Source organism: Shimia gijangensis (assembly GCF_900142085.1).
Lineage (GTDB): Bacteria > Pseudomonadota > Alphaproteobacteria > Rhodobacterales > Rhodobacteraceae > Shimia > Shimia gijangensis.
Genome location: NZ_FQZQ01000021.1, coordinates 1 through 11,792, shown reverse-complemented (window position 1 = coordinate 11,792; position 11,792 = coordinate 1). Strand labels below are relative to the sequence as shown.

The window sequence follows — 11,792 nt, the reverse complement described above, 5'->3', positions numbered from 1 at the left end:
TTTCTCTCTCCCCAGGTTTTTAAGTTTTGCGCATGGCAGAAAAAAACAGCGCGGGAACGAGTTACAAAAACACAGGCAAAAAAATCTTCCTCGACGCCAAGAATTTGGCGCATGGGACAATGTGCCTCACAATTATGACATACTCTTGGCAAAAGTTCTTATTTTTCTCCAACACAACGAGAAACATTTGATTTTGCCTGTCTTTTTTCACGCCCTCTCTTCAAAATATCGATTCTTTAAGGTGGTAAGCGGATGCAAACGCCCATCCTAACTCTCGTCAAATGCGAGCGTGCAGCGATGTCCGGCAGGTAACTTCCGCTCGGGATTTGGCAGCTCTAGAAAGACAGAAAATGTCGCGCTCGCCGCATCAAATACACTGTCGATGGATGTGACTGTGGCGGTGTATGTACCCTCCAAGGGCGCGGCGGGTGTGATGGTCGCCGTGTCGCCCACCGCGATGGCGCTGAATTGCTGGACAGGCAGGAACGCTTCGATGATGAGCGGGTCGTGCTTGACGATTGTCAGCAGATGGTCGTCGTTTCCAACATACTCACCCGGCACCAGTTCGCGCGAATTCACCACACCGTCTGCAGGGCTGCGAATGGTCCGTTGTCTCAAGACAATTTCCGCCCGCTTCAGTTCTTGTTCGGCAATTTCACGGTTGAGTTCTGCCTGAAACAACAAGCTTTTCGCCGCGATCAGTTCTGCTTCAACTTGGTCAAAGGTTTCGACCGTCACCACTTCTTTTTCCAGCAGCTGTTTGACCCGCTCATAGCGCTTTTCGACCATGGAAAGTTGTTCGGCCTGTGCGTCTATCACAGCTGTCGAGTTTGCTCTCGTGCGGAGAAGCTCAACGGTGCTTTGTTCAACAGCAGAGTTCAGCCGCGCAACAATTTGCCCCTTGGTGACCACGTCACCACGATCCACAAGAACTTCGTCCAACAAGCCGGAAACCGGGCTACCGAGGTCGATCGTCTCAGCGGGGTCCATGAGACAGTCATAACCATCTGCCAGCACAGGGGTCGCAAGCATTATCGCAAGCGGAAACACAAAACCTTTAATCATTCCATTCCTCCTACGAACGACAGCAACTGGTTCAGCCGTCGATCTTGGCGCACGAGATCTTGTCGCGCGCGCGCATGCATTTTTTCGGCGCGTTTCTGGGCCCGGTCGAACAGACGCAGCCTTACTGCGAGCGAGACGACGGGCAGTTGGGAAATCAACTTGGAGGCAGTCGCACTGATGACATCAAGCAGCGCGTCTTCCAGCGACAAAATCGTCGAAACTGACCCTGGCTCGCCTCGTCGTCCAGCCCGCCCGGCGAGTTGACGGTCAATTCGTCCAGCGTCGTGCCGTTCGGTCAGGACGACATGAAGTCCACCGGCTTTGACCACGTCCTCTTCCAGCGAGATATCAACCCCACGACCTGCCATGTTCGTCGCGACGGTAATTCGCCCGCCCTGCCCCGCCGCGGCAATAATGCGAGAGCTTTCTTCCACGGTTTCCGCATTTAAGACGTCGTGTTCCAGCTTTGCTTCAGTAAGCATTTCCGACACCTCTCGCGAGGCAGCGACGGACCGTGTTCCGATCAAAACTGGGCGGCCAAGTGACACCTCCCGGGACACCTCGCGAACCACATGGGCCCATTTCTGGGTCTTCGTTCGAAAAACTCGTGGAAGACGGAAACGAAGCCGTGATCGCACGCGCGGGGGTATTCTGACTGTGTTCAGACGGAACACTGTCAGAAGTTCACGCTTCACTTCTTTTGCGGTACCGGTCATTCCAGAAAGCCGCACATAACGGCGGAAAAACCGCTGATAGGTCATCCGCGCAATGACCAGGTTCTGACCGGTAATCTCGACACCCTCGCTTGCCTCAACCAACTGATGCAGCCCATCAGACCAGGACCGATCCGGCTGCAACCGGCCCGTGTATTCGTCCACAATCTGCACCTTGCCGTCGTTGACCAGATACTGCTCACCGTTCTTAAAAATATACAGAACGGAAAGCGCCTGACTTACCACTTCTTCGCGCCGGATCGGGCTCTCCCAGATCCCAGTATGTTCGCGTGCAAGGTCTGCGATGGTTTGCCTTCCTGTATCGGTCAGCCGCAGTCGCTTTTCGTCGCCGATCAATATGAAATCCTTGTCGCGCCTCAGCGCGCGCGCAATGTCCAGTGCGATGCCCGTCCAGACCGCTTCAGCCTCGGGGTCACTGCGGCGTGAAATAATCAAGGGGGTTCGCGCCTCGTCGACGAAAACACTGTCCGCCTCATCTACGATCGCAAATGGAAGCCCGCGCATCACTGGTGGTTTTGTCGTCTCTGGCTCGGCAATACGGCGCAACTTGGCACGTGTCCCCAGCGGACCCTCGCGCCCGAAATCAATTCGATCACGCAAGTAGTCGAACGCGATTTCAGTGTTAGACGCATAAACGATGTCGCACCGATAGGTGCTTCGGCGATCATCAGGTGATGAGTCCTCCAAAATCACACCGAGCCGCAATCCGAGCCGCTCGTAGATCGGGCCCAGGTTTTCGGCGTCACGTTCAGCCAAATAATTGTTGACGGTAATCACATGCGTGGGGATGCCGGCCAGCGCGGCGGTTGCGGCCGAAAGCGCCGCCGTGATCGTTTTCCCTTCGCCAGTATCCATTTCAATCAGGGCGCCGCGCAGCATCGCCAAAGCGCCCCGGATTTGAACATTGTGGGGCCTTAGACCAAGCGTGCGAAAGATGGTTTCGCACACCAGAGCGACGCCATGCCTGCGGGACCGGTCGGACAGAACATCGCGCCTGAGACGGACCCTTGACCTGGCGATTTCCGCATCGAAATCTGCGTCACTCATTGCCTTCAAACGCCGAGAAATTCGGCTTATGCGAGCCAGATCGAACCGGGCGCGAAACGGGTAAACCGCGTCACGCATAGGTCGGGTGAGAGCGCTTAACGCTCCCTCACCTATTTCGTCGATCCGGCTACGCTCCTGATCCACACGCTCGGGGTAAAACCGAACTTGAGGCGGAGCGAACCCAGCAAGCAAAGAAGTCTGTGACATCGTGCTTAGCTAGTTTTGCTATTTTTCGTTTTCTTTGCAGCCGGTGCAGCAGCCTTTTCAGGAGCCGCATCAGCCTTGTCTGCGGGCGCATCCGCCGGAGCGTCCGAGCCTGCGAACTGCCCCAGCATTGTCTGGAAGTGACGCATCGAATGCAGGTGAAGGAACGTGCATTCCAATTCATCAGTGTCAAACATCTGGCGCAGCGTTTCATCGTCGATTTCACGCAGTTTGTCGCGGTTGACCGACATGAAACCCGACAGCGACCGGTTTTCACCGTCGGCAAGGTTGAACTGCGCTTGCATCGGCTGAAGAAGCCCCAGATCGTTCAGACGCTTGCAATATGCCTCGGTGCGCCGGAACTGCCCCTGGTATTCCTGCAGAAATCGCAGGGTGTTTTTCAGATAGACGGTGTGGTTGCCATCGGTGTCAAACAGGCGCTCGCCACTACCGTCGCGATTACAGCCCGAGTAGTCTTCGTCAATGTTGAGGATGAAGTTGTTGTTTTCCTTGTCAGTCGAGAAAACGAACGGATAGCGGCGAACGAATGCAGGGACATAGGTGCCAGCTTTCCAAGCGCCGTCTTCAACAAAGAAGTTCTCATGATCCTTCACGCCAAGGATGACCGTCGGCATAACCCGGTCTTCGTTCCCGGCGAAAACAATCGGGTAGTTCCCAGCCGCTGCCGCGAATTCAATGGCGGTAAGCGGGACGGAATTAACCTTGGAGGCAAAACCGTAACCATCTGCGCCACGGACGCTAAGATCGCCATGCTCCGAAACCGTAACCGGACGCGCGTTTTGATAAAAAAGCAATTGAGTCGCCATTAGATATTCCTCTTCCTGTTGGTCTTTTCTAGTTTCAAACTCCGGCATCCAAGGATGCGAAATACTTCAAGAATACCCGCGTCGTTGCGCGGTATATTCGCGAGGCCAAGGGGCTTTTCCCATGGCTAAATCGAACAAAGGCGTGCTCTCCATAGACTGACACCCCGGGTTGGCCATCCAGCGCGAGGTCCAGCAGCAACACGGGCTCCAACGTACGTATCTGATCACGAGGCGCAGCGGGATCCAGGGCAAAAAGCCCGCCCCCTTCAAAGGACAACGCCCGCGATGGCAACGCCCGGGTAAGGCCTGGAACCGTGCGCAACAAACTGGCCGAATGGATATAATCCTGGTCCGAAGACAGTCGCACATCAAGCGCGTGGGTTTGGGAGCGCACAAGATCAGCCTGTGCCTCGGGAACGGCGACACGAACAACCGGGTCCCTAAACTGGGCGACCACCGCAACCAGATCCCCACGCTGCACGAACCGACCCAAAAGGTCGGCTGAGACAGGCAAAATCACTTTACCATCCACAGCCGCGCGCACTGTCATTTCGCCGATCCTTTGCGCGATCAGCGCACGATCAGCCACGGCGGCCTTGAGTTCTTCTTCCATGATCCGAACGCCGGTCTGATCGAACAGATCTTCGGCCGCTATGCGTCGTTCGATTTCTTCTATCCGCGCGTCCGCAAGAAGAAGGCGCGCATGAACGAGCGGATCTGACAAGACGACCAAAGGGGTTCCCGCGGTGACGTTCTGCCCCTCGGAGACAAAGACCTCTTCAACGATGCCACCCGCCGTCGCGTTTGCGTAGGATTTGGAGGCTGGCAGTATGATACCTTTTGCCATTGTATTGTGAGGAACCGGGACAGCCAAAACCAAGCCCGCCAAACCAGCGACAACCGTTCCGGCAGCCAAAACCGCCCGACCGCGTGTGCGCCGCAAAGAGGGGCTGGTGAAGACGAACCAGATCCCCTTGAGCAGTGGGAGGACAAGCATCAAAAACAGCGCCCATATCGCAAGAGCGATCCCAACCACAAAAAACCTTGTCGCAACAAGTCCAATAATCGCGGCGGTGATGAACAGCCGATAGACATAGGCCGCCACAGCATAAGAGACGAACCACGCCCGTTCGTTGCGTGCCGTCACGGGGGTCTCGGCGTAGGGCGTGCCGAATACGTACTTCTGAACGAGATAGGCCAGATACTTGTTCGCCCTCTGACCCAGGTTCGGAATTTCAATAATGTCGCAAAGCACGTAATACCCGTCGAAACGCAAAAGCGGATTTCCGTTGAACAGAAGTGTCGACACCCCGCCGATCAACATGATGTTGAACGCGAACGCACGGATCAGGCCTTCCTCTGCCCCGGCCCAGACGATCATAGCCAAACCCGCCAGAAACATCTCGACCAAAATACCGGCGGCGGCCACAAGGGCACGTTGCCATTTGTTCTGGAACGCAATGCTGTCTGATGCATCGACATAGGGAACAGGCATGAACACGAGGAACATGATGCCAATTTCATGCACCTCCCCGCCCCACCGCTTGATGGCGTAGGAATGGCCCAATTCGTGAAACGCTTTGATGACCGGATAGGCAATCAAGAGCAAAACCAGGTTTTCCGCCGACAAAACACGGTCAGCCACATTCGCTGTAAGCGGGCCGAAGTTCAATACGGCAAGGACCAACGCATAAATCGTGACGCCGAAGAAGATGAGCCAGCCGAACCAGGTAAACAACGGTCGGAAAATCGGCATTGTCGCATTGAGAAACCCGTCCGGGTCAAAGACAGGAATACGAAGCGCCAGTGGGTTGATCAAGCTTTTGACAAGTTTCGTGCGGCGCGTACGGCGGCCCCGGTCAGAAAGCTCGATAATGTCCGGGGGTATGTCTCCGGTCAGCACGTCAGCTGAATAAAGCTGTCCGACCAAACGGACCAGCTCATCTTGCGTCACCGCGTCAATATCCAGGTTCGCGACCGCTTCTTCCCAAATCTCTTCAAGTGTGTGCGCACCATCCATCATGGCAATCAGACGGTAGGCTTCGGGCCGGAAACGGTGGAACCGTCCGGAAATACGGTCTTGAAGAACGTGCCAGACAGTACCCCGGTACAGATGCCGGTGAATACGTGCATGTCCCCGCAGACGGGGCCGGAATTCCGACACGCGATACCATGACGCGCTTGTCCAGTTCCGTTTGGCGCTCATGGCTGCCACGCCCACAGTTTGAGCCGCAGCCAGTCGCCCAGATCATGGAGCAGGACCCAAACCAGCCGCTTTTCTTCGATGGTGGTCCTTGAAATGCCTTCCATGCCCGGGCGCAGCTTGTCGATTTCACCCAGCAAATCAGCTTCGACACGGAAGAAGTTACGCCCTTCGCCCTGTCGCGCCAGAGGCGTGATCAATGTCACCCGGTAGTCCAACGGCTTTTCCGGAAAAGCCGACAGGCGCAAAACGCCAGTTTGACCATCTACAATCGAACGGATATCCGTTTCGCTTATCTCCAGAACGACCCGGAACCCGTCCAGCGGCGCGATGCGGAACATGGTCTGGCCCCGTTCAATCGACGCGCCAACCGATTGCGACAGATCTCCCTCGATCACATAACCCGCAAAAGGTGCCGTGATCCGCGTGCGGGCCAATTGTTCATCAATCAGCAGGATTTGCGCTTCGGCCTGTTGCCGTTGCGCGCGGATGATACTGGCCTGCGCCGGGTCACGGTCCGCAATTGCACGATCAAGTTCACGTAGGCGTTGACTGAGCGCGGTACTCAGCCGCAGACGTTCCAGAGACAAATCATTTTCGTCGAAAACAGCCAACACCTGATCCGCTTCAACCAAATCACCTGCCCGCGCACGTTGTGACGCCAGATACCCGTTGAACGGCGCAACAATGCTTCTTTGAACGGTCCCTTCCAGACGTGCGGGCGCACTGATCGAATAGTCGATCGGCGTGTACCAAAGCGTTGCAGCCACGAGGCCGACCAGCAGCGTCGCCAGCTTTTTGCCGAAATGTGAAGGTCCCAGCAGCGCTTTCGCATAGTAAAGCAAAGATGCCCCAATTTTGCGCGGCAGCCATCGGCCGGAAAGACGACGGTCCTCGATAATCGGGCCAGCGATACTGGCAACGCCATCGGCGACTTCCATGTCACGAGGTGTGAAAGGCAGGTCTTCGCGGCGTTCAAAAGTCAACGCGCCAATGATTTCGTCATTCGACAAAAGCGGGATCGTCAAAACCGAACCAACCCCGTGCGACTTGGCCAGGTCTCCATGCGCAATGGCGACCCTGAACTCCCAATCTTCGGGGGTGGGCCAAAGAACAACGGCCTCCTGATCGGTCGCCTCGACCATCGCGTGGGCAACCTCGCGGATCATGCTGGCGCGTCGACCAAAACTTGCCGCACTTGATACAGCCTGCACCTTCATACGGTTTCGCTTGCGCAGCCCAAGACTGACAGTTTCGCAATCCAGCCTGCGCGCCAGATCGGTGACCAATGCTAAACCCGCTTCGTCCAGACGAGGCCGTTCAAGCAGGGTTGCCAACACATCGAACGCAACTGTGACCCGCTCACGCAGGTCGCCATCCTTCGCCTCTTGTTCCCGTCGCAACAAGAGCTCGATCCACGAAGCCCCCCACTGAATGCGGCGAAACAGGGTCGACGTTAAAGCCGCGTTTTTCGGCACGTGAACGGCGACAGCCCCAAACAAACCATCCAAGGCCATGATTGGGTAAGCTAGAATACGTCTTTCGGCGTCCTCACCAAACACCACACTTTGCCGCGTTCGCACGGCTTCCGCTGCCGCTTGCGAAAGTTCGTCTTCAATCGGCCCGCCAGCGGGCCAGCTTGCGATGGGTTCAAACGGGCCGACATCCAATGTCTCGGTCGCGACAAGCAAACCTGTCGCCATACCGTCGATCTGGCGGATCATAATGCCCAACCAGGCCTCGAGATATTCGCCAACGGCCTCGGCATCCTGAAAGCGGGCCCAAATTGTCTGATCTAGGATCGCATAGGAAACCTGTCCGGGTTTCTCCGAATCGTTAGCAGAACTCGTATGGTGTGCATCACTCATCCGTTACACCCTGTCCACGTTGCCAAGGTGATTGGTGATCGTCTGTACAAGGTTTTTTGCTAGCGCGGCTTACACAGCCCCAATCACCCAAGTTGCCACATCGGTGCTGGTCCATCGTCACTCGATAGAAAAAATATCCCGATGAACACAGCAGCAATAATCTCCCCGCCAATAAAATTGGTCTTGGTCAATCTCCGCAAATCGCCGCAATTCGCACTCGAAAACTGAACGCCTATATACAACACAGTAGGAAAATAAAAAACGACGAATCACGACAAAAACTAAGATTCTCAGTATATTGTGCCTGTGAACTTGTATTTTGCCAATGTCCGTCGTCAGAAAGTTCAGGACAGACAGCGGTTTAGCCTAGATGGGTAACCACGGAAGTAATCGGATTCGAACGTCCGGAGAGTCCCAATATTCCCCGCACTTTTCAGCATCCTGAGAACGTTATCCTGAGCAAAATCCTCGATGTTGGTCCTATCGAACAGGCCATGCACAAAGCGATAACGAGCCACAAACCTTGGCATAGCGCTAACAGCGTGGCCGCTGGCCTGAAACCATTTACTGAACAAACCTCGAACATAGTGTGACAATCGAAACAATCTCGCAAGAAACTGAGAACTTAGTGAGAACAAGGAAACAACCGTGTTCAGACAGCCGACATAAACGTCTGGCCGCTTGGTGACCAACGCGAAATGGAACGAACCGCCACCACAAACGACCCAAGCCCAAACATGCTCTCCGCAAAGCCAAGCCGCGCTCCGACACCCAAGCTCATATTGGAAACCGAATCCATCCGGACTTAGGTCGAGGCCTGCTCATCCATGTGAGGAACTGCGAGAGACTGTCGACCTGATCGTCATGTTTACCGTTCGGAAACAGCATGAGTTCGTGGCGGAACTCGGCAAGCCAGGGCGCGTCCTTTGGCACTGCAATACGACCGCCTTCTATCATTGGTGTGACAGCTAGCAGGCGTGTGGCTTTGTCATGCTTCGGAACAATACCTGTGACATTGAGGTGGGTGTTGCGCTTCAGGTCCTGCGCCATCTGGATGCCAGACCCGGCTTCCTCTATCAGGATCTAGCTGGCGTCGACCCTCTTTGCATCCGCTTCTACCCGGCGACGCAACTCCGGGAACTCAAGCTTGGCCCTTTGCACATCGATCAGCCAAGCCGAGGCGCCCCGCACCAACCAGGTGGTGCAAACCGAGAAGTCATTGGCCTCCTCAGCCTTGCTGGCAGTGTCCCAGCTTTGCACAACTTGATCGCCCGGCAATCTGTCCGGCTGCTGGTCATAACTCTGGAACCAGTCCCACTTTACCAGCCCGCCGCCCACCGGCGCGGGCCGCTGTTGGTACTGCGCGGCAAACACATACGATCCCATTTCCTCGCGCCGTCGATCCAGGAGATCACGCGGCAAGCGCTCAGCGTGCAACAGATCGCCTTCCTTGCGTAAGAAGTTGCGTGCTCCGCTGAGATCAATCTTGCAAGGCTCTTCGGCAATGGCAGGCAAATCCAGATGCTCCCATCCCCCCTGCTCCAGAAGTGTACCCGCCAGATCCCCCTCATGCACACGCTGCTGGATCAATACAATCGGGCCGTTCTTTGGATCATTCAGCCGGCTCAACAAGGTCGAGCGGAACCAGTCCAACACCGCGGTGCGCTTGACCTCAGACCCCATGTCCTCAGGCTTGTGTGGGTCATCAATCAGGATGATGTCCCCGCCACGCCCTGTCAGCGTGCCATTCACAGACGTCGAGAAGCGCCCACCGCCTTTTGTGGTTTCAAAATCACTGCGCGCTCCCCGACCCCGCTTGATCCGCGTGGCAGGAAAGCAATCCTTGTACCACGGCGCCTCCAGCACCTTCAGGCAGTCCAGTGCCAGTTTCTCAGACAGACCTTCTGCATAGGAGACCGCCAGAACCCGCTTGCGCGGGTCCCGGCCAAGCAACCACGCAGGAAAGGCCACCGACGCGGCAATGGATTTCAGGGACCGAGGCGGCATGGTGATAATGAGCCGGGTGACCTCACCCCGTTCCACGCGTGCCAGTTGATGGGCAATTGCATCAATATGCCAATTGTGGTGATAGGGGGTTCCGGGATCCACCGTGAGAAAGACGCGCTGGATAAAGCCCGTGAGGTATTGCCTCATCAAAGCGTTGAAGAGATGAACCCGGTCCAGATCATTGGCCATTGTCGTCACCCTCCTCCGCCATCTCTTTGACAAGGTCCTCCAACACCCGCTTCACGATGCCTTCTTCCCCAGCAATCAGGCTGCGTTCCTTGCTTTGCGCCTCCCGCTCGGCTGATCGCTCCGCAGCCAGGCCGATCATCTGCGTCAACGCGCGGTCTTCTCCTCTCAACGCCTTTTCAAGAAGGCGCAGGACAAGGGCTTGCGAAGAAGCGATCTTGGAGGCTTTGCCATTCTCGTTGACTGTCACCTTTCCGTTCAGTGCCTCATCAACGATAGTGCCGAAGTTCCGGCTGCCTTTCGGCCGTCCCTTGGCGTTACCGGACTGACCTTTCTTGAAGCGGGTTTTCTTGGGCGGCTTGCCATAGCCAACCTCGAAGTCATCCTCATCCTCGCTCATTGCACCATCTCCTCTTCAAGAGAGGTGAAGGACATCTGGTCGCTCGCCCGAACAGGGTCTTTACCCGTTTCCTTTTGCCATCGGCGCAGGATCACATCGACATAAGCCGGATCAATCTCCAGACCATAGGCCACCCGCCCGCAGCGTTCCGCCGCAATCAGGGTGGACCCGGATCCCAGGAACGGATCCAGCACAATATCCCCGCGTTTGCTCACATCGAGGATTGCGTCTTTGACCATTTCAACCGGCTTGGCTGTGGGATGGGCTTGCAGTTCTTCCATGCGTCCCGCGCGGAAGGTGTTCACTCCGGCATAGGTCCACAAGTTGGTACGGTTGCGCCCGAACTTGCCAAGCTGGACATTGTTGCGATGCGCCGCCTTGCCTTTGCGGAGCACAAACACCAGTTCATACTGCGAGCGATACAAGCCACCCATACCGCCGTTGGTCTTGGCCCAGACACATACATTCAGCCATTGATCGAACGCCGCAAGCGCTGCGGAGCGGATCTCACCAACATGGCGCCAATCCATACAGGCAAACCACACGGCCCCATCGTGGCTGTGCGCAGCGCAGAGCGTGAATGTCTCCTGCAAGAAGCGCTCAAAGTCTTCCTCGCTCATCTCGCCGGACGCCTCGGCAAACTCGCGATGCTGAACCTTGCCATTCCCGCATACATGTCCTGAGATGGGCACATTGTAGGGTGGGTCCGTGAAGCCAAGACCCGCCTCTGCCCCATCCATAAGGCGGGTATAGTCGTCTGCGTTCCGGGCATCACCGCAAAGAACCTTGTGAGCCCCAAGCAGCCACAGATCTCCCGGTTGGCAAACGGGGGACTTGGTCGTGTCTGGTTCCGGCACCACGTCCTCGGGAGCGGGGCTGGGCTTCGCGTCTTCGATGATCAGATCTATCTCGGGCACCTCAAAGCCGGTGATCTCCAGATCGAAGTCCAGGGTCAACTCGGACAGATCGGCAAGCTCTAACGCCAGCAGGTCCATATCCCAGGCCGCATTCAGCGCGATCTTATTGTCGGCCAACATCAAGGCGCGTTTCTTTGCGGCGCTCAGATGTGTGATCCGGATGGCCGGGACTTCACAGAGCCCCAATTGCAACGCGGCCGTCAGTCGTCCATGCCCGGCGATCACGCCATTTGCTTCATCTAAAGCGGCGAGCTTGAAAGCTGAATCATGGGATTCCCATTTGGTTTGATTTGTGATTCATCCTGATTGGGAGGATGTTTTATGTCAGCAGCGC

The 11,792-nt window shown here is 56.2% G+C and carries 9 protein-coding genes; all 9 read right to left on the bottom strand.

Going from position 1 to position 11,792, the window contains the following annotated elements; translation table 11 throughout:
• Positions 1 to 267 precede the first annotated feature (267 nt).
• Positions 268 to 1,065, bottom strand: a complete 798-nt coding sequence (locus tag BUC32_RS16010) for an efflux RND transporter periplasmic adaptor subunit (protein ID WP_073255186.1) — start codon at positions 1,063 to 1,065, stop codon at positions 268 to 270.
• Positions 1,062 to 2,924 carry a preprotein translocase subunit SecA gene (locus BUC32_RS16005; protein WP_281248996.1) on the bottom strand — a complete coding sequence of 621 codons (1,863 nt, stop codon included), beginning with the start codon at positions 2,922 to 2,924 and terminating at the stop codon, positions 1,062 to 1,064. Before BUC32_RS16005 ends, BUC32_RS16010 begins: the two co-directional genes overlap by 4 nt.
• Positions 2,925 to 3,058: 134 nt before the next feature.
• Positions 3,059 to 3,877 carry a SapC family protein gene (locus tag BUC32_RS16000; RefSeq protein WP_073255245.1) on the bottom strand — a complete coding sequence of 273 codons (819 nt, stop codon included), beginning with the start codon at positions 3,875 to 3,877 and terminating at the stop codon, positions 3,059 to 3,061.
• 34 nt (positions 3,878 to 3,911) lie between these two features.
• A complete protein-coding gene (locus BUC32_RS15995) occupies positions 3,912 to 6,083 on the bottom strand; it encodes an HlyD family efflux transporter periplasmic adaptor subunit (protein WP_073255180.1) in 2,172 nt (723 codons plus the stop codon).
• Entirely contained in the window at positions 6,080 to 7,948 is a 1,869-nt protein-coding gene (locus tag BUC32_RS15990; RefSeq protein ID WP_073255177.1) for an HlyD family efflux transporter periplasmic adaptor subunit, read from the bottom strand. Before BUC32_RS15990 ends, BUC32_RS15995 begins: the two co-directional genes overlap by 4 nt.
• A 777-nt stretch (positions 7,949 to 8,725) precedes the next feature.
• Positions 8,726 to 9,025, bottom strand: a complete 300-nt coding sequence (terL, locus tag BUC32_RS20205) for a phage terminase large subunit (protein WP_281248995.1) — start codon at positions 9,023 to 9,025, stop codon at positions 8,726 to 8,728.
• Between the two features lie 6 nt (positions 9,026 to 9,031).
• A complete protein-coding gene (locus BUC32_RS15985) occupies positions 9,032 to 10,144 on the bottom strand; it encodes a hypothetical protein (RefSeq protein WP_083599359.1) in 1,113 nt (370 codons plus the stop codon).
• Positions 10,134 to 10,541 (bottom strand): DUF5681 domain-containing protein, encoded by a 408-nt coding sequence (locus BUC32_RS15980; protein ID WP_073255174.1) that lies wholly within the window; start codon positions 10,539 to 10,541, stop codon positions 10,134 to 10,136. The genes BUC32_RS15985 and BUC32_RS15980 overlap by 11 nt, the downstream gene beginning before the upstream one ends.
• Positions 10,538 to 11,683 (bottom strand): DNA modification methylase, encoded by a 1,146-nt coding sequence (locus tag BUC32_RS15975; RefSeq protein WP_073255171.1) that lies wholly within the window; start codon positions 11,681 to 11,683, stop codon positions 10,538 to 10,540. The genes BUC32_RS15980 and BUC32_RS15975 overlap by 4 nt, the downstream gene beginning before the upstream one ends.
• Between the last annotated feature and the right edge of the window lie 109 nt (positions 11,684 to 11,792).